The sequence below is a fragment of the Erythrobacter sp. JK5 genome (assembly GCF_018205975.1).
Lineage (GTDB): Bacteria > Pseudomonadota > Alphaproteobacteria > Sphingomonadales > Sphingomonadaceae > Erythrobacter.
Window position 1 is genome coordinate 901,930 of record NZ_CP073577.1, and the last position, 21,353, is coordinate 923,282.

Sequence of the window (21,353 nt, forward strand, 5' to 3'; positions counted from 1 at the left end):
CGCAGGAGCTCACAAAGGGGAATTGCGAGTGACCGAATTCTTCCAATCCTTCGGCATGCCCTACGAATGGGCTTGGACCGTCGCGACGCTGACCGGGATTATCGTGATCTCGCTGCTGGTCATGTTCGCCGTCGCGATGGTGATCTATGTCGACCGCAAGGTGCTGGGCGCGATCATGTTGCGGCGCGGGCCGAACGTGGTCGGGCCGTTCGGGCTGCTCCAGTCGTTTGCGGACGGGCTCAAGGTGTTCCTGCAGGAAACCATCATCCCGAGCGCAGCGAACAAGGGCATCTTCCTGCTCGCGCCGATCATCACTTTCACCGTCGCGCTCGCCGCTTGGGCGGTGATCCCGTTCGATGCAGGCATGGTGCTGGCCGACATCAATGTCGGGCTGCTCTACATCCTCGCGATCTCCTCGCTCGGCGTTTACGGCGTGGTGATGAGCGGGTGGGCGTCGAACTCGAAATATCCGTTCTTCTCCGCCATGCGCGCCGCCGCGCAGATGATCTCCTACGAGGTCTCGATCGGCTTTGTGCTGGTTTGCGTCGTGCTGTTTGTCGGCTCGTTCAACATGAGCGAGATCGTGATGAGCCAGAAGGGCTTCGGCCTCGGCATCGTCAACGCGCATTTCGTGCACCCGCTGTTGTTCCCGATGTTCGTGGTGTTCTTCATCAGCGCGCTGGCCGAAACCGCGCGCGCGCCGTTCGACCTGACCGAGGCCGAATCCGAGCTCGTCGCCGGGTACCAGACCGAATATTCGAGCATGGCCTTCGCGCTGTTCTGGCTCGGCGAATACGCCAATATCCTGCTGATGTGCTCGCTGTGCACGCTGCTGTTCATGGGCGGATGGCTGCCCCCGATCGAGTGGGCGCCGCTGTATTATGTGCCTGGGATCGTGTGGTTCCTGCTCAAGACGTTTTTCTTCTTCTTCCTGTTCAGCTGGATATGGGCGACCGTCCCGCGGTACCGCTATGACCAGCTGATGCGGTTGGGCTGGAAAGTGTTCCTGCCGATGAGCCTTCTCTTCGTTGCGCTGATCAGCGGCTACCTGATGGCTACGGGGCATTTCGGATGATTGGCATCTCAATTCTCGCCTCGGCTGCCATTCTTTTGCAATGTAGCGGAACAGAGACATCGGGCGCTTTGCAGGATGAGCGTGAAGTCTCTTTTGCTCTTAGCGCAAAAGATCAGAAGTTCGCGGGAAAGGGCGGTCCTTTTGCAGGAACGATAGGGCAAAGGAGCCACCAACAGTCAAACGGGAACATGCTGGTCTTGGCTGACTATGCAGATATGCCCACTGCTCAACTTCAGCTCACTTTGGACTCTGATTGGTCGAAGGTCACTTGGATGCTGATCGACTATCGAGGAAGGAACGGCGAAGGTGTTGTTGCATCTCAAGGGCATGCCACTTGTGTGAATTCGAATAACGGGAAGGCCGATCAGGCATGACCACCGCAACCCAGCTCCTCAAATCGTTCACCCTGTGGGAATTCCTCAAGGCGCACGCCAAGACCTTGAAGTATTTCTTCAAGCCCAAGGTGACGATCAACTACCCGTTCGAGAAGAACGCTCTGAGCCCGCGCTTTCGCGGGGAGCATGCGCTGCGTCGCTATCCCAATGGCGAAGAGCGCTGCATCGCCTGCAAGCTGTGCGAAGCCGTCTGCCCCGCGCAGGCGATCACGATCGAGAGCGAACCGCGCGAAGACGGCAGCCGCCGCACCACGCGTTACGACATCGACATGACGAAGTGCATCTATTGCGGCTTCTGCCAGGAGGCCTGCCCGGTCGATGCGATCGTCGAGGGACCGAACTTCGAATACGCCACCGAAACCCGCGAGGAGCTGCTCTATGACAAGGCCAAACTGCTCGCGAATGGTGACAAATGGGAACGGGCCATCGCGGCCAATCTTGAAGCCGATGCGCCCTATCGCTAGGGGCGTGCGCAAGACGCAACAGGGGTACTCACGAGTCTTTCATCGTCATCCCGGCGCAGGCCGGGATCCAGCTAACCAGGGATCACATTGCCGCTTTCTGGACCCCGGCCTTCGCCGGGGTGACGGGACCGGCCAAGACACACCATGATACAGGCCATCGCCTTCTACCTTTTTGCAGGCCTCGTGATCGCCAGCGCGGTCATGGTCATCATGTCGCGCAACCCAGTGCACTCGGTGCTGTGGCTGATCCTGGCCTTCTTCAACGCGGCCGGGCTGATGGTGCTGGTTGGCGCAGAGTTCATCGCGATGCTGCTGGTGATCGTCTATGTCGGCGCGGTCGCGGTGCTGTTCCTGTTCGTGGTGATGATGCTCGATATCGACTTCGCCGCGATGCGCGCGGGGTTCGTGAAGAACTTTCCGTTGGGACTGGCTGTCGCAGCGATCCTGCTCGCCGAGCTGATGCTCGGTATCGGAGCTTACAGCGCGGGCGGACTGGAGCTGGGCTCCGCCGACAGCGTGGCGGTGCAAGGTCCGGGTGAAAGCAATATCGAGGCCATCGGGCGGTTGCTCTACGGCCCCTACATCTTCCTGTTCGAAGTCGCCGGGATCATCCTGCTGGTGGCGATGATCGGCGCGATCGTGCTGACCCACCGCGAACCCAAGCAGGGTGCCCGCGCGCGGCAGGATATCGGCAAGCAGATCAGCCGCCGCCCCGAAGATGCCACCGTCATGAAGAAGCCGGAAATCGGGCAGGGGGTCGAGCTGTGATCGGGATCGAGCACTACCTCGTCGTCGGCGCGATCCTGTTCGTGCTCGGCGTGCTGGGCATCTTCATCAACCGCAAGAACGTGATCGTGATCCTGATGTCGGTCGAGCTGATCTTGCTCGCGGTGAACATCAATCTCGTCGCGTTCAGCGCCTTCATGGACAATCTGATCGGTCAGGTGTTCGCGATGCTGGTTCTGACCGTCGCCGCAGCCGAAGCTGCCATCGGGCTGGCGATCCTTGTCATCTATTATCGCGGGCGCGGAACCATCGCGGTCGACGATGTGAACCGGATGAAGGGATAAGCACCGGTGCAGACCCAAATCCTCCTCATCGTCTTCCTGCCGCTCATCGCCTCGATCGTCGCAGGGCTGGGCAACCGGATGCTCGGCAATGTCGCGGCCAAGTCGATCACGACCGGCGCGCTGTTCGTTTCCGCGATCCTCAGCTGGCCGATCTTCCTCGGGTTCCTGGGCGGGACCCAGGCGGCCGAAGTGGTGCCGGTGCTCGAATGGGTGAAGTCGGGCACGCTGACTTTCGACTGGGCGCTGCGCGTGGATGCGCTCACCGCCGTGATGCTGGTCGTCATCAACACCGTCTCGGCGCTCGTGCACCTCTATTCGTGGGGATACATGGAGGAAGACCCGGATCAACCGCGCTTCTTCTCCTACCTCTCGCTGTTCACCTTCGCGATGCTGATGCTGGTGACCGCCGACAACCTCGTCCAGATGTTCTTCGGATGGGAAGGTGTGGGCCTCGCGAGCTACCTGCTGATCGGCTTCTGGTTCAAGAAGCCGAGCGCCGGGGCTGCCGCGATCAAGGCTTTCGTGGTCAACCGAGTGGGCGATCTCGGCTTCATGCTCGGTATTTTCGGCACCTATCTGGTATTCCAGACGACCTCGATCACCGAAATCCTCGAAGCCGCGCCTGCCATGTCGGGCGCGACCATCGGGTTCCTCGGCGTGCGCCTCTACACGATGGATATCCTGTGCATCCTGCTGTTCATCGGCGCGATGGGGAAATCGGCGCAGCTGTTCCTGCACACCTGGCTGCCCGATGCGATGGAAGGGCCGACGCCGGTTTCCGCGCTGATCCACGCAGCGACGATGGTGACCGCAGGCGTGTTCATGGTCTGCCGCCTTTCCCCGATGTTCGAAACCGCGCCGACCGCTCTGGCGATTGTGACGGTCATCGGAGCGGCCACCTGCTTCTTCGCCGCGACCATCGGCACGACGCAATGGGACATCAAGCGGGTGATCGCCTATTCGACCTGCTCGCAGCTGGGCTATATGTTCTTCGCCGCTGGTGTCGGTGCCTATGGCGTTGCGATGTTCCATCTGTTTACGCATGCATTCTTTAAGGCGCTGCTGTTCCTTGGTGCAGGCTCGGTCATCCACGCGATGCACCACGAGCAGGACATGCGGTATTACGGTGGCCTGCGTAAGCAGATTCCCTTCACCTTCTACGCCATGCTGGCGGGTACACTCGCGATCACCGGGCTGGGCGTTTATCACCTCGGCGTCGGTTTTGCGGGTTTCTGGTCGAAGGATGCTGTGCTCGAGGTCGCGTTTGCGCGCGGCACCGACATCTCGGTCATGTCGTTCTGGCTTGGCGTTACCGCCGCTCTGCTCACGAGCTTCTACAGCTGGCGGCTGATGTTCCTTACCTTCTGGGGCAAACCGCGCTGGATCGAGAGCGAGCATATCCAGCATTCGGTCCACAAGACGCCCGAAGAAGCGGGTGCGGACACGACCGGCGGCTACCACCCGCACGAAAGCCCATACTCGATGCTGGTCCCGCTCGCCCTGCTGGCGGTTGGCGCTGTCGCCGCCGGGCAGGTCTTCGCACCCAGCTTCCTCGACGATGCGGCATTCTGGGCCGGTTCGATTTTCTACAACGAGAACCTGATCCACGCGATGCATGCCGTGCCGTATTGGGTGAAGTACTCGGCGTTTGTGGTGATGATCCTCGGCTTCGCAGGCGCCTATTATGCCTATATCGCCAAGCCCGAGATCCCCGCGAAGTTCGTCGCGACCTTCCCGTGGCTGCACAAGTTCGTCTTCAACAAGTGGTACTTCGACGAACTCTACGACGCGATCTTCGTGAAGCCCGCATTCTGGATCGGTCGCCAGTTCTGGAAGCTCGGCGATATCGGCACGATCGATCGCTTCGGGCCCAACGGCGTCGCCTGGGCAGTGCAGCGTGGCTCGGTCGCGGCCAAGTCGATCCAGTCGGGCTATCTCTACACCTATGCGCTGATCATGCTGCTTGGGCTGATCGCCGCCGTCACCTACGTGCTGTTGTAGGGGGCGGGGCAATGGAAGGTCTTCCCATTCTTTCGGTCATGATGCTCGTTCCGCTGGCCGGTGCGCTGGCCTGCCTGTTCGCCGGGTCCGCCTCGCGCTGGATCGCGCTGGGCGCGACGCTGGTCACCTTCGTGCTCGGCTGCCTGCTGTGGGCGACTTACGAGATCGGCGGGGCGCAGTGGCAGTTTACCGAGCGCGCCGAGCTGTTCGCGGGCTTCAGCTATGCGCTGGGGATCGACGGGATCGCGCTGATGCTGATCATGCTCAGCGTGTTCCTGATGCCGATCTGCATCCTGGCCAGCTGGACATCGATCACCAAGCGCGTGGGCGAATACATGGCGGCGTTCCTGTTCATGGAAACGCTGATGATCGGCACCTTCGCCGCGCAGGACCTGTTCCTGTTCTATGTGTTCTTCGAGGCGGGCCTGATCCCGATGTACCTGATCATCGGCGTCTGGGGCGGCGATAACCGGATCTACGCGAGCTACAAGTTCTTCCTCTATACGCTGCTCGGATCGGTGCTGATGCTGATCGCGATGTTCTGGATGGTGGCCGAAGCGGGCACGTCCGACATTCCGACGCTGATGCAGTACGATTTCCCGGCGGGCGCGCAGACATGGCTGTGGCTGGCCTTCTTCGCGAGTTTCGCCGTGAAGGTGCCGATGTGGCCGTTCCACACCTGGCTGCCCGATGCGCACGTCCAGGCGCCGACTGCGGGTTCGGTGATCCTTGCCGGGGTGCTGCTGAAGCTGGGCGGATACGGCTTCATCCGCTTCAGCCTGCCGATGTTCCCGGAAGCTTCCGCGCAGCTCGCATGGTTCGTCTTCGCGCTGTCGATGGTAGCGGTGGTCTACACCTCGCTGGTGGCGCTGGTTCAGCACGACATGAAGAAGCTGATCGCCTATTCGAGCGTGGCGCACATGGCGATCGTGACGGTCGGCCTGTTCGCGTTCAACATTCAGGGGCTAGAGGGCGCGATGATCGTGATGCTGTCGCACGGCCTCGTGTCGGGCGCATTGTTCCTGTGCGTCGGCGTGATCTACGACCGGCTGCACACCCGCGAGATCGAGCGTTACGGCGGCCTGTCGATCAACATGCCGTATTACGCACTGTTCTTCATGCTGTTCACCATGGCGAGCATCGGCCTGCCGGGCACCAGCGGCTTCGTCGGCGAATTTCTGTCGCTGGCGGGCATCTACCAGGTCTCGACCTGGGTGGCGCTGATCTGCACCACCGGGATCATCCTGGGCGCGGCCTACATGCTCTATCTCTATCGCCGGGTCGCGTTCGGCATTCAGAAGAACGAGGATGCCGCCGCCATGCCCGACATTTCACCGCGCGAATGGGCGATGATGGCTCCCATTGCTGCGGTGGTGCTGTGGATGGGTGTCTATCCCGAGAGCTTCCTGGCCCCGATGCGCGCCGACATCGCCGCGCTCGACGCGCGGATCGCTTCGGCTGCTCCGCCGAGCGACAGTCAGCTCGCGCAGGGCGAGCCGCGTGCCGAAGCGGCAAATTTCATTGACCATGCGGAGGGAGACCACTGATGGACTTCGCCGCATCCTTCACGCTGATCGCGCCTGAATTGCTCATCACGGGCGCGGGCCTGATCCTGCTGCTCGCCACCGCATGGGGCGGGGACATGGCCGCTCGCCCGATCGCAATCGCCGCCGCTGCCGTGCTGTTCGGCGCGGGCTTCATGCTGGTTCCGGGTCTTCACTTCGGCACCGACGGCCCCGACACGATCGCGTTCGGCGGGCTGCTGACCGTCGACAGCTTTGCAATGTTCGCCAAGGCGCTGATCTATCTCGCCGCGATCGGCTGCCTGATGGTCGCCGCACCGTTCTTCGCCAGCCCGTCTGCCGGGCCGGAGCGCGGGATGCGCGCGGAGTATCCGGTGCTGATCCTGTTCGCGGTGCTGGGCATGAGCATCATGGTTTCGGCCACCGATTTCATGACGCTCTACATGGGCCTCGAACTCAACAGTCTTGCCGCCTATGTCCTCGCCGCGATCCTGCGCCGGGACACACGCTCTGCCGAAGCGGGTCTGAAATACTTTGTCCTCGGCGCGCTCGCATCGGGCATCCTGCTCTACGGCATGAGCCTGTTGTACGGGTTCACCGGCGGAACCGATTTCGCAACGGTGCGCGAAGGGCTCAGCGGCGAGCTCGCCACCGGTGCGCTGTTCGGGCTGATCTTCGTGCTGGCAGGCCTCGCGTTCAAGATCGCCGCAGTGCCGTTCCACATGTGGACCCCGGACGTATACGAAGGCGCACCGACGCCGGTCACCGCGTTCTTCTCGACCGCGCCCAAGGTGGCTGCCGTGGCGCTGACCGCGCGCGTAGTGTTCGACGTGTTCGGTGGGCAGACATTGGCATGGCAGCAAATCGTGATGTTCGCGGCGCTCGCTTCGATCGTGTTCGGTGCATTGGGAGCGATCGGTCAGGAAAACCTCAAGCGCCTGCTCGCCTATTCCTCAATCAACAATGTCGGCTTCATCCTGCTCGGACTCGCGGTCGCGAACGAGGCGGGGGCCAGCGCAATGCTGGTCTACCTGTTCATCTATGTCGCGATGAGCCTCGGCAGCTTCGTGGCATTGCTGATGTTACGCAGCGACTCGGGCGAACTGTTCGAGACCTTCGGCGATATCCGCGGCCTCGCGGTGACCCAGCCCGCGATCGCCTGGGCGCTGCTGCTGCTGATGTTCAGCCTCGCCGGCATCCCGCCGCTGCTCGGTTTCTACAGCAAGTTCGTGATCTTCCAGGCAACCGTCGAAGCGGGCCTGATCGCCTTTGCCGCGATTGCCATCGCCGCAAGCGTGATCGGCGCGTTCTATTACATCAAGTTTGTTAAGGTGATGTTCTTCGACGAACCCGTCGATCTCGTCACCGGCAAGAGCGGCCCCGCGCATTGGGTGCTGCTGTTCCTGACCGCCGCGATCATATCGCCGCTGGGATATCTGCTGACGCCGTCGCTGACCGATCTCGCCGACAAGGCCGCTGGCGCTTTGTTTCTCGCGGTGTAATCTGGAGCGCATGAGCACTCGCCAAAAGTACATTGCGGAAACGGGTTCGACCAATGCCGACCTGATGGCGGCGCTGCGCGCGCATCAGAAGCTCGAGGAAGGGTACTGGCTGATCTCCGACCGCCAGACCGCCGGGCGCGGACGGCAGGGGCGAGGTTGGGAAGATGGCGCGGGCAACTTCATGGGCTCGACCATAGTCACGCTGCAGAGCGGCGAATATCCCGGAACGTGGCTCAACCTGCCGATCAGCCTCGCGGTGCGCGAAACGCTGGCCGAATTCCTCGGTGACGCGAGCGAACTGATGATCAAATGGCCCAACGACGTGCTGCTGCGCGGGGCCAAAGTGTGCGGCATCCTGATGGAGCTGTTCGAATTTCAGGTCGTCATCGGGATCGGCGTCAACCTCGCGATTGCTCCGGACATCGCCGGGCGCAAGACCATCGCTCTGGCTCAGGTTTCAGAGGAACCGCCCTCGCGCGACCGGTTTGCCGCGCGGCTGATCCACCATGTCGGGCGCGAGCTGGAACGCTGGCGCACACTCGGGGCCGAAGCGATGCGGGTCCGCTGGCTCGGTCATGCCCATCCCAAGGGTACGCCGCTCGCCGTGCACGATGGCGATGGCAAGGTGATCGAAGGCGTGTTCGAGGGGATCACCGCCAACGGGGCCTTGCTGCTGGAAATGCCCGACGGCGCAATCCGGCAGGTCCATGCCGGCGACGTGGTTCTAGAATAGGATACAATCATGCTGCTCGCTGCCGATGTCGGAAACACCAATGTCGTGTTCGCACTGTTCGATCCCGATGGCGAAGGCGGCTATTCGGTCCGTGCCCGCTGGCGGATCGCGACCGATCCGCGCCGCACGGGTGACGAATACGCGGTGTGGTTGCTGCAACTTCTCACGATCGAAGGGATCAGTCGCGAAGCCATCACCCGGATCGTGTTCGCATCGGTTGTTCCGCGTGCCGATCACAACCTCACTGTTCTGGCGCAGAAATATTTCGGCATCACCCCGCTGTTCGCCGGCCAGGGCAAGGCGGCATGGCGGTTCGCCATTGATGTCGATCAGCCCAGCTCGCTCGGCGCCGACCGGGCGCTCAACATTCTCGCCGCGCATCACAAGTACGGCGGCGACCTGATCGTGATCGATTTCGGAACCGCGACCAAGTTCGAAGCGATCGATTTCAACGGCACCTACAAAGGCGGCTCGATTGCGCCCGGTATCAATCTTTCGCTCGATGCACTGGTGGGCAAGACCGCGAAGCTGCCGCGCATCGCGATCCGCGCGCCCGAGAGCAAGAGCGTGATCGGGCGCAACACCGAAGACCAGATGCTGATCGGGGTGTTCTGGGGCTATGTCGCGATGATGGAGGGCATGGTCGAGCGCATGAAGGCCGAAATAGGACGGCCGGCAAAGGTTGTAGCGACGGGCGGGCTCGCCATATTGTTCGATGACGCCACCGACATCTTCGATCATGTCGATGCGGATCTGACAATCGAGGGTCTCGGGATCATCGCTGCACAGGCGGCCGAATGAGACCTCCTCCTCTCACAATCGAGAACTCGTGAAAAAGAACTATACTCCTGAAAAAGAGCTGCTTTTCCTTGCACTAGGCGGCTCGGGAGAGATTGGCATGAACGTCAATCTCTATGGCTGCGATGGCAAGTGGCTGATGGTCGACCTCGGCATGACCTTCTCCGGAAACGAATATCCCGGAGTCGATCTCGTCTTCGCGGACCTCGAATTCATCGAGGAACGCAGCAAGGACCTGCTCGGCATCGTCCTTACCCACGCGCACGAGGATCATATCGGCGCGGTCCCCTATTTCGCGGGCGAGCTGGGCGTGCCGCTCTATGCCACGCCGTTCACCGCCGATCTCGTCGCCCGCAAGCTCGAGGAGGCGGGCCTGCTCGGCCAGGTCGAACTCAACATCATCGAGGAAGACCACGGGCATATCGAAATCGGCCCGTTCGACGTCACCTACATCCCGCTGGCGCACTCGATCGCGGAAGGCAACGCGCTGCTGATCGACACGCCCTATGGCCGTGTGTTCCACACCGGCGACTGGAAACTCGACGAAGACCCGATCATCGGCGAGCCGACCACCGAAAAGGAACTGCGCGAGATCGGCGACGAAGGCGTGCTGGCGCTGGTGTGCGATTCGACCAACGTGTTCAATCCCAACCCCTCCGGATCGGAAGGCGCGGTGCATCGCGCGTTGATGGAGGAAGTCGCCCGGCACGAGGGCAAGCGCGTGCTCGTCACGACCTTCGCCAGCAACGTCGCTCGGCTCCACACGCTGGGCGAAGTCGCGCGCGAAACCGGCCGGCAACTCTGCGTTGCGGGCCGATCGCTCGACCGCATCATCGAGGTCGCGCAGGACAATGGCTATCTCGCCGATTTCCCGACGCCGGTCGATTTCGACACGGCGATGGGCCTGCCGCGCGGCGAGGTTCTCATCCTCGCGACTGGCGGGCAGGGCGAGCCGCGCGCCGCGCTCGCCCGCATCGCCGAGCAGAACCACCCGCTCGAACTCGTCGGCGGCGACGTGGTGCTGTTCTCCTCGCGCCAGATTCCCGGCAACGAGATCGCGATCGGTAAGGTTCAGAACGCGCTCGCCGCGCGCGGCATCACCATGGTGACCGACCGGCAAAGCCTGATCCACGTCTCGGGCCACCCGGGTCGACCCGAGCTCGAGGCGTTGTATTCATGGCTGCGCCCCGAAGTGCTCGTTCCGGTCCATGGCGAGATGCGCCACATGCGCGAACAGGCGCAGCTCGGCAAAAGCTGCCAGATTCCGAGCGCGGTCGTGCAATCGAACGGCGATATCGTGCGCCTCGCACCCGGCGAACCCGGAAGGCTCGCACAGGTCAGGGCCGGGCGGCTCGTGCTGGATGGCGACATCATCGTGCCCGCTGACGGCGAAGCCGTGACAATGCGTCGCAGGATCGCGTTCGAAGGTGTGATGGTCGTGGTGCTGGCACGCGGCGAGCGACCCTATATCGAAGCGATCGGCCTACCGCTCGATGAAGACATGACCGATTTCATCGAGGAAACGCAGGACGATATCCTCAAGGCAATCGGCAAGCTGCGGGGCAAGGATGCGCGCGATCCCGCGGCGGTTCACGAGGCAGCGCGCCTTGCCGCGCGTCGGGCGGCGCGCCGCTGGGCCGGGAAAAGCCCGCAGGTGCGCGTGGTCATGCCGGGAGCCAGCAACTGATGCAGTGGACTTCGATCCTCGCGATCTATTTCCTGTTTTGGGTGATGAGCGCGTTCGTGTTGCTGCCCTTCGGGGTGCGCACCGCGGACGAGGCCGGCGTCGCAAAAGTCGCCGGTCAGGCCGAGAGCGCGCCGGTCAATTTCCGACCGGGCCGCTTGGTTATCCGCGCGACCGTGATCGCGACGGTGCTGACGACGCTGTTCGTGCTGAACTACGAATTCGGCTGGATCGGCGCGGATGATCTCGACATCCTGCCCAAACCGCCGAGCCAGACCGGGTCGCCCGGCTAGAGCCTAATTGCGGAACCGCTCGATCGATTGCGCCAGCGCCACGTAGAGCTTGCCCATGTCGGACCCGAGTATCGTGACGCTCAGCGCGTTGCCGTTGCGGGTTGACAGCATCGATCGGAGCATGGCTTCGAAATCGTGGATGTAGCGGCTGACATTGCCACGGAAGCTTTCGTCCGATTGATACAGCTCCGCGATTTCGCGCGCCTGGCCACTGTCCACCAGGCGTACGGCTCGGCGTGTAAAGATCCCGCGATCGCCCTTGAGATATGCGTCCCACGCGGTGTCGCTGATCTCGGCAGAAAGCGCGCTGGTAATATCGATCGCGTTCGAATTCAGGCTGTCAGTAATCAAGGCCATCCGCCGCGAGAAATCGTTGTTGACCTGTTCTTCGGCCAGTTCGCGTGCACGGAAGACGCGCTGTTCGAGGTTCCCGGTCAGCTCGTTCACCATCGCCAGCTGATCGCGCAACTGGATCGTGGCTTCGCGACCCACACCCGAAGCGTGCGCTGCCGCCTGTTCGAGCGCGCCGATCGTTTCGGCGGTTTCGTTGCGCAGCGATCGTTCGAATGCCTCGATCGCCTCGCCGCCGATCGTCTCCGCCAGCGCGCCGACCTTTTCGCGGGCGCCGGTGTCGAGCGCCTCGAACGCGGACTTCGTTGCCTGCTCAAGCGAATCGAGTGCCTCGCGCAGTCGTTCCAGCGTGTTCTCGGCAAAGCTTTCGCCCGAGGCAGCGAGCCGATCGAGCCCGCCGCGAAGCCCCTGCAGCTTGGCGAGCGTGTCCTCGGCCTGTTCCGAAAGGCGCGATTGCAGCATCTGGAGCGAACTGTCGGCGCTTTCGATTTCCTCGCGGGTCGTCGCAAGGTAATGCGACAGTTCCCCGCCATGCTGCGTGGTCTTGAGCATCATGCCTTCCAGCGTCGTCGCTCGCTTTTCGACCTTGCCGAGATCCATCGCGGCTTTCTCGATCGCCTGCGGCAGGTCTTCGCGGCTCTGCCGTGCGCCGGACTGGATGATTTCGAGCAACCGGATACTGGCATCGGTCAGCTCTGACAGCTGGGTTTCGGTTTCGGCCAGAGCGCTGCGTTTGGCAGCCAGTTGCTCTTCAAGCGCGGCGAGGCCTTCGCCCAGGCTCGACCGTGCGCCATCGCCCGCTTCCCCGATCCGGGCGATCAGATCGTTGAGTTCGCCCAGCTGCGCCCCCATCGCCGTGCTTTGCGCCACCAGCTTCTGGGTTTCGACGGTCTGCGCCTCGCGCCGTTCCGCCAGCGCTTCGTCGAGCTCGGCTAGGCGCTGCGACAGGATTTCGGTCGACTGTGCCTCACGGGTGTCGAATTCGTCCTGTCGGCGGGCAATTTCCTCCTGGAACTTGATGTTGCGCTGGGCCAGGCGATGGTCGAAGCGCGTGGCCTCCTCGTTCAGTTCACGCACGCGCTGTTGCGACGCGGTTACCGCATCGTGATCGAGCCGGGCGAGCGATTCGACCATCGCCGCGATCTCTTTGTGCATCGTCTGCTTTGAGCCGCGAATCTGCTCCATCGCCGCATTCTCGGCCTCGCTCAGCGCGACCCCGATCGCCTTCGTCTCGCTCTGCAGCAGAGCAATGCGCTCGTTCATTGCCGCCAGCGCCTGGTTCTCGCTTTCGCCGATGCTGGCGCGATATTCCTCGGCCTGCTGCGACAACGCTTCGAACCGGCCCGAAACCAGATTTTCGATCCGTGACAACTGGGTTTCGAACCGGGTCAGGATATCCGCCACCTGGCCGCCAAGCGCCGAGACCTGCGTTTCGCTGCTCTGGCCGAACGCATTGAGACGCTCGAACCCGTCCACCAGCTTCTCGAGCTGTTCCTGCGCCGTGCGCCCGGCATTGCCGACCTGGTTTGATACATCGCGGGCCGAATTGGCGATCACCGGAAGATCGTCGCGCAGGCTTGCCATGTTGGCGAGTGCGGTTTCGCTGGCGCTGCCAATGGCGTCGACCTGCGCGCCATTGCTCTGGATCAGCTGTTGCAGCTCGCCGGCATGCGTCGAGATCCTCTCGCTGGCGATGCGGCCCAGCGATTCCAGGTCGCGCGATTGCGAGGCAAGAAATTCACGCGCGAGGCTGAGTTCGCGGTTGACCACGGTGAGGCGGTTTTCGAGCTCGGCGCTTTCGCGGCTTAGCATCGCCGCCGTGGCACCGAAACGCGATGCTTCCGCGCGGGAGTTGCGCAAAAACAACAGCCATGCGACCCCGATCAGCAGGACCGGCACCGACCATTCGACCACCCAGGCGATCCAGTTGCGCGGTCCGGAACCGGTCGCGGCGAGCAGTTCTGCGTTGGTTCCCCAGAGGAAAAAGCCGGTCCAGGCCAGCACCGCGATACCGGCCAGTACCGGCGCGATCCAGGGCCGTGACGCATCCGGCATTTCATCGTAATATTCTAGGTTTAGCTCGGAGTCCTCATAATCCACGACAACATCGTCAAGCGCGGTGCCGGGCTCCGGTAACGGTTCCGATCCAGCTGTGGTTGGGGTCTCGACGTCCGCTGCCGCGTTCGCCTTGCTTTCGCTTCCGTCGCCAACGGCGCGAATATGATTTCCTCCGCTCATGAGCGGATAAATACCACACCCGGACTCAGGATAAACCCCGCTTTAACCCTTCCGGCTGTATCGCGGCACGCATGGTCTACGAAGCCGGAGCCCTCGATGCCACACTGGCCGCTGCCGCAGGCGATGATGCCGCGCTAATGCGCGAGCTGCGCGGCGCCTTCATGGAAAGCGCCGCCAAGCAGCTCGATCTGCTCAGGCGCTCGCGGTGCGACGGCAACTGGACCGTGGCGGCGATGCGGCTCAAGGGGCTGGCCGCGAGCTTTCACGCCGAAGACCTGTTGCATGCTGCGGAAGACGCGCTGCAATCCGCGCCGGGCGAACCCGCCGCGATCCGCAGCATTGAACAGGTCCTGGCCCGCTTTTCCGGCGCCGCCCGCGCTTAACCCCCCGATTTTCGCGACGATGGCAGCCCGCGCCGCTTGAATGACGCGGCATGCTGGCATTACCCATGCGCATCCATGGGAGAGCAGGCGTGCGCACGGCCTTGGTGGCGGCACTCAAACACAGCGAGAATGGCGATCGGCGCGCGTTGATGCCGTTGGCGGGGCGCACCGTGCTGGGCTGGCAGGTCGATTTCGCCCGGCGGATCGGTTGCGAACGGATCGTCTGCATCTGCGAGAGCACCGGCCCCGAAATCATCGCTCTGCAGCGCGAAACCGAACTGGCCGGTGGCGAATTCCTTGCGATCCGCGGCCACCTGCAGCTGGGTTCTCTGCTGCGCACAGATGAGAAGCTGGTTGTCCTGCTCGACGGATTGTTGATCGATCGGTCATGGGCGGAACGCCTGTGCCCGGAAGACGCCCGGTTATTGCAATGCGTCTATACCCTCGCGCCAGACCACTCGTTGGCCAAGAGCCACCCGGAGCATTTCGAACGGATCGACGCCGCACGAAGCTGGGCGGGGCTGGCGATCGTGCCGGGTTCGGTCGCGCAGCGGATTGCAGACTACCCGCCCGACGGCGAGGCCGCATCCCTGCTGGTGAGGCTGGCGCTGCAATCGGGTGTGCCCTGTGCTGAACTGCCGCTCGATAAAGGCGGCGCAAACGGCGGATGGCAGTTTGCCGAATCGCCCGACATGCTCGTGCGGCGCGAACGCGACCTGATCGATGGGCTCGTCAGCACAGCGAACTGGCTGGCGCCAGGCGATGCTTTAGCCGGCGAAGTGGTGCGCCGGTCGGCCTCCTGGGGCCTCGCGCATGGGAGGCTCTTGGCCGCGTCAGGAGCAGCGCTGCTGGCCATCGTCGGCATCGCACTGGCGTGGTTCGGTTATGGCGTAGCGGGCCTGGCGATGGTCGGTGTAGCCGCATTCGCAGCGTCTTTGGCGCAAGCATGGATTCGGCTTCGCGCGAGCCTGTTCGGGAACCGGCCTGGCGTCTGGGCATGGCTTGCATCGCGGGCGGTCATCGATACGGCTGCGATTACCGCGCTGATCGGTGCGCTGGGAGGACTTGCTGCGGCGCCTGAGCGCCTCGCGCTGCCAATATTCGTCATCGGGCTGGCACGGATCGCCGCCCGCGATCCTGATACGCGGCTCGGTCCGTTCTGGGCGGACCGGACGACGCATATCCTGGCGCTTGCGGTCTGCGCGGGATTCGGCGCGCTTTCTTATGCTCTGGTCGCATTCGGTCTCGCCGCGCTCGCCCATAAACTGCTCCCAATACGTCGGATTTGAGCTAACGCGGGCTTAACTATAGCGCTGTAAGGCAGCGGGATGGGCGAATTGGCGAGCGATCAGGCACCGGCTTCGCGCGAGGCACCGTATGTCGAGACTGTCCTGAAGGACGGGCTCGCACGCGGCGATCGCGCGCTCAGCGGCGTTGCGCCGGTGTTGGCGCATCTGCTCGCGAGCAATGGCCATTCGCTCGTCAGTGACGCTATCGTCGCGCGATTGAGCGGCATGCTTATGGATATCTCCCGGCAGCTGCTCACCACCGACGGCGGATCGCCGGACATGCCCGACGAGGCACTGCTCGATCAATTGTCTGATCATCTCGGAGGCGACAGCGCCGTTTTGAGCCATTGCTACGCCATCGCGATGGAAGGCCTGCTGACCGAGCGTTTCGAACATCGTTCCTCGATCGATCCCATTCTGACCCCGTTGCTGCAGGAGCTTATCGCATCCGATCAGCCTGCGGTGGCCGAATTGGCAATGGCGGCGCTCGCCGCACAATCGCGCTTCATGCAGAGCCAGCGCCGCATGGCCCTGCCGTTGAGCGAATTGCCTGCGGAACTGTTTCACGCGGTCCTGAAGCGCTGGCAAAGCTTCATGAAGCGGATCGGCCAACCTCCGTCGGGGGAGGTTATCCAGTCGATCAAGCAGAGTTTCGACGAGGGCGCGAGCCGGGTCGGAGTGCTCGCCCGCCTCGTATCATCGATGCGGGGCGGGGCTGCGGCTGCGCTCGAGCTCGACCATGCCGGCCTCGCACTGTTCGTTTCCGGGTTGAGTGCGCTGACCCGGCAGCCACGCGAGCTGGCGGTGCTGGCCTGCCACGAACAGCAAGCCGCGCGGCTCGCGCTCAGCCTGCGCGCTGCGGGCCTTGATCCGCCGGCAATCGAGCGCCAGTTCGCCGCAATTGAACCGCTTGAACGGCTTCCGCATGGGCTAGGCGACCTATCGCCGCAACGTGCGCTGGCACTGCTGCGCCATTCCAACGCGAGCGCGGCGGGCTAGACCATGGCGCTCGAGCCCAACCAGACCCTGCTTGCCGCGCGTGGGCTGACCGACGATCGCGATCGCTTGCTGACCGCAGACGAGCCTCTGGCGGACCTGCACGAGCGCTGCGGCGGCAGGATCCCCGGCACGCTCGCCGTGCCCGAACTGCTCGACCTGGTGCGCCAGGGCCGGGAAATGGGGTTGCGGATCGCGCGAGAATTCACCGCTTTCGACGGCGACGGAATGGTGAGCGGCTTCGTGCGCGTGCATCCGCTCGGCACCGAGGCCGGGGGCGGTTGCGAATTGCTGGTCGAAAACTGGCAGCGTGGGCCGCAATCCCCTGAGAATGCGCGCGACTTCGCCGAGCGGCTCGATGCGATTGACCGGGCCACCGCCGAAATCGTGGCGCGGCTGGATGCCCGGCAACGCGTGCAGGTTCTGAACGCGACCGCACCCGATGCGCGAGCGCTTCAAGAAGCCTTTCAAGAAGAACCGGGGAAATTCTGGTCGGACTATATCGAGCTCGTCGGGATCGCTTACCGACAGCCGCTGCACTGGCGGCTGATCGACGGGTCCCGCTGCCGGATTCCTGGCTCGGACCGTCAGTGGCGCCTGCGCCTGATGCCGCTCGGGCCGGTGAACGGCGGACCCCGCGGGTTCGAGATGCTGCTGATCGCCGAAGAACCGCTGACCCCCAGCGACGCCGATGGCGCGGATTCGCCGGAAGACGAACGCGCCGATGCTCGCATGATCGGGAGCGCGCTGACGCCGGTATTGCGCCAACCGATCGCGCGCATCGTCGCCAATGCCGAAACGATCCGATCTCGGCTCGCGGGGCCGCTTAAGCCGGAATACAGCGAGTATGCGGGCAACATTGCGACGGCCGGCAAGCACCTGTCGGCCATGCTCGATGATCTCGCCGACCTCGAAGTGGTCGAAGCGGCCGGGTTCACAACGATCGCGGAAAAGGTCGACCTCGGCGACGCGGCCCGGCGCGCAGCGGGAATTCTGGGCGTGCGGGCACAGGATCGATCGATCGTGCTCGACATCGTCGGCGAGGCGGATGGAATCGTCGCCGTCGCCGAATTTCGCCGCGTGCTTCAGATCCTCATCAACCTGATCGGCAATGCGATTGCCTATTCACCCGAGGACAGCACCGTCACCATCGCGGCGAAGCGGGCTGCCAATGGCCGAGTGGAAGTCAGCGTCAGCGACGAGGGGCCCGGCGTGGAGGCCGGCCAGGTCGAGCAGGTGTTCGAGAAGTTCGAGCGTCTGGGCCGCGACAACGATGGCGGTTCGGGGCTCGGACTCTATATTTCGCGCCGCCTCGCACGCGCGATGGACGGCGACCTGACGCTGGCGAGCCAGAGCGGGGCGGGGCGGAATTCACCCTGTCGCTGCCCGAGGCCGGGTAGCCGGGGTCAAGGCCGTGGCCCAAGCCGGGTTGCGGCCCAGACCAGTATCGCTCCGATAGCTGCAGTGATCGCGCCGTAGAGGCCCCATTCGCGCTGTGCGAGCATGAAGCTGCCCTCGGGCCACATCAGGATGCCGAGCCCCTGAAGCGCCCACATCACGCCCGAAAACAGCAACGCACCCCCGGTCACCGTCAGCAACAACCTGGCGAGGGACCGTCCCACTCCTGTTCGCCTGCGGGCGCGGATCTAGCGCTTGTCGACCGGCACGTAGTCGCGCTGCGTCGGGCCGGTGTAGAGCTGGCGGGGACGACCGATGACCTGTGCCGGGTCGGAGATCATCTCGTTCCACTGCGCCACCCAACCGACGGTGCGAGCGAGCGCGAACAGCGCGGTGAACATCGTGGTCGGGAACCCGATCGCCGACAGGATGATGCCGGAATAGAAGTCCACGTTCGGGAACAGCTTCTTTTCCTTGAAGTAATCGTCGTTGAGCGCGATTTCTTCAAGCTGCAGCGCAGTCTCGAATACCGGGTCCTTGACGTTGAGCGCCTCGAACACTTCGCGCACGGTCTTTTGCATGACGGTCGCGCGTGGATCGTAGTTCTTGTACACGCGGTGGCCGAAGCCCATCAGGCGGAACGGATCGTTCTTGTCCTTGGCGCGCTCGATATAGTGCGGGATCTTGTCGGGGGTGCCGATTTCGCGCAGCATGTTGAGCGCGGCCTCGTTGGCTCCACCATGCGCCGGACCCCACAGGCATGCGATACCGGCAGAGATGCAGGCGAACGGGTTCGCGCCCGACGAACCGGCAAGCCGCACGGTCGAAGTCGAGGCGTTCTGTTCGTGGTCGGCATGCAGGATGAAGATCCGATCCATCGCCTTTTCGACTGCCGGGATCACCTCGTATTCTTCGGCCGGAACGCCGAAGGTCATGCGCAGGAAATTGCCGGTGTAGCTGAGATCGTTCTTGGGCTGCATGAAGGGCTGCCCGATCGCATATTTGTAGGCCATCGCGGCGATCGTCGGCATCTTGGCGATGAGGCGATGCGAACTGATCTTGCGGTGCTCGGGATCGGAAATGTCGGTGCTGTCGTGGTAGAACGCCGACAGCGCGCCGACGACGCCGCACATGATCGCCATCGGGTGCGCATCGCGGCGGAAACCGCGGTACAGCACAGAAAGCTGCTCGTGCAGCATCGTGTGACGCGTAATCGTGTAGGTGAAATCGTCGAGCTCGTCCTTGTTCGGCAGCTCGCCGTTGAGCAGCAGATAGCTGACTTCCATGAAGCTCGAATGCTCGGCCAGCTGCCCGATCGGGTAGCCCCGATGCAGCAGAACGCCCTCGTTGCCGTCGATATAGGTCAGCGCGCTTTCGCAGCTGGCGGTCGACTTGTACCCGGGATCGAACGTGAACGCGCCGGTCTGGCCATAGAGCTTGCGGATATCGACTACGTCAGGGCCGGTGCTGCCTTCGAGCACGGGAAATTCGTAGGTTTTACCGCCGAGCTCCAGTTTGGCGTTCTTGTCTGACACAGATGGTCTCCTGTCCTATTCCTGCCCTCTCAGCTCGTCGCGGCTTGCGCGTCGAGCCGTGCGAGGGCCTCTTCCCGTCCCAGAAGGACCAGAACATCGAAAATTCCGGGCGAGGTCGTCGTTCCGGTAAGTGCAGCACGCATTGGCTGCGCCAGCTTTCCGAGACCCAATCCCAGGTCCTCGGCGAGCGCTTTCGTAGTGGCTTCGAGCGCTTCGATTGTCCAGTGATTTTCCTGCCCAAGCCGCTCCGAAATGGCTGCGAGCCGCGCGCGCCCTTCGTCGTCCAGAAGCGCGGCAGCCTTGTCGGTCATTTCCAATGGACGCTTGGCGAACAGGAATTGTCCCCCTTCAACCAGTTCGTCGACGTTCTTGGCACGTGTCTTGAGCACGGGGATCGCCCGTTCGAGGAGCTCTGGATCGGCTCGCTCAGGGAGTCTTGGTAGCATCAGATCGACCAGCGTGCGATCGTCGGCAGCCCGAATATAGTGGCCGTTGAGGTTCTCCAGCTTCTTCAGGTCGAACCGCGAAGGGCTCTTGCCTACGCCCGACAGGTCGAACAGTTCGATCGCTTCCGCGCGGCTGATCTCCTCGCGATCGCCGTGCGCCCAGCCCAGCCGCAGGAGGTAGTTGAACAGGGCATCGGGCAGGATCCCCATCTCGTCCCGGTACGCCTCGACCCCCAACGCCCCATGCCGCTTGGAAAGCTTGGCCCCGTCCGATCCGTGGATCAGCGGGATATGGGCATAGACCGGCCCCGCCCAGTCGCCTTCGATTTCGGCCATCGCGCGATAGATCGGCAATTGCCGGAACGCGTTGTTGAGATGGTCGTCGCCGCGGATGACATGGGTGACGCCCATGTCGCGATCGTCGACCACCACCGCGAGCATGTAGGTCGGTGTCCCATCGGCGCGCAGGATGACGTAATCGTCGAGCTCCTCGTTGCGCACGGTGACCTTGCCCTGGACCTCGTCGATGATCGTCGTCTCCCCCGTTTCCGGGGTCTTGAGCCGAACGACGAACGGTGATCCCGGGGGCGCTTCGGACGGATCGCGGTGGCGCCACCGCCCGTCGTAGCGGATCGGCTGCTTCGCGGCCCGCTGGGCAGCGCGCATCTCCTCGAGCTCTTCCTGGGTTGCGTAGCACTTGTACGCATGCCCGTGTTCGAGCAGCTTTTCCGCGACTTCGACATGGCGCGATCCGCGTTCCGACTGGAACACCGGCTGCTCGTCGTAATCGAGCCCGAGCCAGGCCAGCCCGTCGAGAATGGCGTCGATGGCTTCCTGGGTGGAGCGCTTGCGATCGGTGTCTTCGATCCTCAGCAGAGCCTTGCCGCCATGGTGGCGGGCATAGAGCCAATTGAACAAAGCCGTGCGTGCGCCGCCGATATGCAGGAAACCCGTGGGCGAAGGCGCGAACCGGGTGACGACACGGTTGGGAGTTTCAGAGCCGTTCGGGCCGGTTTCGCTTGCCATAAACCGTTAATTCCTTTTCATTTCGCGTCTCGCCGAATGACGGGCCGGGGGGAGTCGATGCGCGACGCGCCGATCATACCGATGGGGGAGGGGGCCGAAGCTGGACCCGCCAGCGGCGGTGGTGCGGCCCGTAAATCCGCAGCGCGCGCTTGG

At 63.3% G+C, this 21,353-nt stretch carries 19 protein-coding genes; 16 read left to right on the forward strand and 3 right to left on the reverse strand.

The features are described from left to right. Positions 1–28 precede the first annotated feature (28 nt). From nuoH to KDC96_RS04440, 12 genes are all read left to right on the forward strand, one after another. A complete protein-coding gene (gene nuoH / locus KDC96_RS04385; RefSeq protein ID WP_212451011.1) occupies positions 29–1,075 on the forward strand; it encodes an NADH-quinone oxidoreductase subunit NuoH in 1,047 nt (348 codons plus the stop codon). Beyond that, positions 1,072–1,449, forward strand: a complete 378-nt coding sequence (locus tag KDC96_RS04390) for a hypothetical protein (RefSeq protein ID WP_212451013.1) — start codon at positions 1,072–1,074, stop codon at positions 1,447–1,449. Before nuoH ends, KDC96_RS04390 begins: the two co-directional genes overlap by 4 nt. Continuing rightward, positions 1,446–1,934 (forward strand): NADH-quinone oxidoreductase subunit NuoI, encoded by a 489-nt coding sequence (gene nuoI / locus KDC96_RS04395; RefSeq protein WP_212451015.1) that lies wholly within the window; start codon positions 1,446–1,448, stop codon positions 1,932–1,934. Before KDC96_RS04390 ends, nuoI begins: the two co-directional genes overlap by 4 nt. Positions 1,935–2,078: 144 nt before the next feature. Continuing rightward, a complete protein-coding gene (locus KDC96_RS04400; protein ID WP_212451017.1) occupies positions 2,079–2,702 on the forward strand; it encodes an NADH-quinone oxidoreductase subunit J in 624 nt (207 codons plus the stop codon). Beyond that, a complete protein-coding gene (nuoK, locus tag KDC96_RS04405; protein WP_212451019.1) occupies positions 2,699–3,004 on the forward strand; it encodes an NADH-quinone oxidoreductase subunit NuoK in 306 nt (101 codons plus the stop codon). Before KDC96_RS04400 ends, nuoK begins: the two co-directional genes overlap by 4 nt. Before the next feature lie 6 nt (positions 3,005–3,010). Further along, the gene (gene nuoL / locus KDC96_RS04410; RefSeq protein WP_212451021.1) at positions 3,011–5,005 is read left to right on the forward strand and encodes an NADH-quinone oxidoreductase subunit L; all 1,995 of its coding nucleotides are present in this window, start codon (positions 3,011–3,013) and stop codon (positions 5,003–5,005) included. An 11-nt stretch (positions 5,006–5,016) separates the two neighbouring features. Further along, entirely contained in the window at positions 5,017–6,552 is a 1,536-nt protein-coding gene (locus KDC96_RS04415) for an NADH-quinone oxidoreductase subunit M (RefSeq protein ID WP_212451023.1), read from the forward strand. Continuing rightward, positions 6,552–8,030, forward strand: a complete 1,479-nt coding sequence (nuoN, locus tag KDC96_RS04420) for an NADH-quinone oxidoreductase subunit NuoN (RefSeq protein ID WP_212451024.1) — start codon at positions 6,552–6,554, stop codon at positions 8,028–8,030. Before KDC96_RS04415 ends, nuoN begins: the two co-directional genes overlap by 1 nt. Before the next feature lie 10 nt (positions 8,031–8,040). After that, positions 8,041–8,763, forward strand: a complete 723-nt coding sequence (locus tag KDC96_RS04425) for a biotin--[acetyl-CoA-carboxylase] ligase (protein ID WP_212451025.1) — start codon at positions 8,041–8,043, stop codon at positions 8,761–8,763. A 9-nt stretch (positions 8,764–8,772) separates the two neighbouring features. Further along, positions 8,773–9,564: a type III pantothenate kinase gene (locus KDC96_RS04430; RefSeq protein ID WP_212451027.1), complete on the forward strand. Its 792-nt coding sequence runs from the start codon at positions 8,773–8,775 to the stop codon at positions 9,562–9,564. 28 nt (positions 9,565–9,592) lie between these two features. Next, on the forward strand, positions 9,593–11,248 hold the full coding sequence (locus tag KDC96_RS04435) for a ribonuclease J (protein ID WP_212451029.1): 1,656 nt from the start codon (positions 9,593–9,595) through the stop codon (positions 11,246–11,248). Beyond that, the gene (locus tag KDC96_RS04440; protein ID WP_212451031.1) at positions 11,248–11,538 is read left to right on the forward strand and encodes a DUF1467 family protein; all 291 of its coding nucleotides are present in this window, start codon (positions 11,248–11,250) and stop codon (positions 11,536–11,538) included. Before KDC96_RS04435 ends, KDC96_RS04440 begins: the two co-directional genes overlap by 1 nt. Before the next feature lie 3 nt (positions 11,539–11,541). Here the strand turns inward: KDC96_RS04440 and KDC96_RS04445 are convergent, their stop codons facing one another. Next, complete coding sequence (locus KDC96_RS04445; RefSeq protein WP_249171919.1) at positions 11,542–13,944, reverse strand: ATPase; 2,403 nt, start codon at positions 13,942–13,944, stop codon at positions 11,542–11,544. A gap of 254 nt (positions 13,945–14,198) precedes the next feature. Here KDC96_RS04445 and KDC96_RS04450 point away from each other — a divergent pair, with 254 nt between their 5' ends. From KDC96_RS04450 to KDC96_RS04465, 4 genes are all read left to right on the forward strand, one after another. Continuing rightward, positions 14,199–14,510, forward strand: coding sequence for an Hpt domain-containing protein (locus KDC96_RS04450; protein WP_212451035.1), 312 nt, complete (start codon positions 14,199–14,201; stop codon positions 14,508–14,510). 89 nt (positions 14,511–14,599) lie between these two features. Then, positions 14,600–15,799, forward strand: a complete 1,200-nt coding sequence (locus KDC96_RS04455; protein ID WP_212451037.1) for a hypothetical protein — start codon at positions 14,600–14,602, stop codon at positions 15,797–15,799. 39 nt (positions 15,800–15,838) lie between these two features. Beyond that, entirely contained in the window at positions 15,839–16,798 is a 960-nt protein-coding gene (locus KDC96_RS04460; protein ID WP_212451039.1) for a hypothetical protein, read from the forward strand. Positions 16,799–16,801: 3 nt separating this feature from the next. Then, positions 16,802–18,274: a sensor histidine kinase KdpD gene (locus KDC96_RS04465; protein ID WP_212451041.1), complete on the forward strand. Its 1,473-nt coding sequence runs from the start codon at positions 16,802–16,804 to the stop codon at positions 18,272–18,274. A 167-nt stretch (positions 18,275–18,441) separates the two neighbouring features. Here the strand turns inward: KDC96_RS04465 and KDC96_RS04470 are convergent, their stop codons facing one another. Both KDC96_RS04470 and gltX read right to left on the reverse strand, forming a co-directional pair. Beyond that, on the reverse strand, positions 18,442–19,728 hold the full coding sequence (locus KDC96_RS04470) for a citrate synthase (RefSeq protein ID WP_212451043.1): 1,287 nt from the start codon (positions 19,726–19,728) through the stop codon (positions 18,442–18,444). A 29-nt stretch (positions 19,729–19,757) separates the two neighbouring features. Next, positions 19,758–21,200 (reverse strand): glutamate--tRNA ligase, encoded by a 1,443-nt coding sequence (gene gltX / locus KDC96_RS04475; protein WP_212451045.1) that lies wholly within the window; start codon positions 21,198–21,200, stop codon positions 19,758–19,760. Positions 21,201–21,353 lie beyond the last annotated feature (153 nt).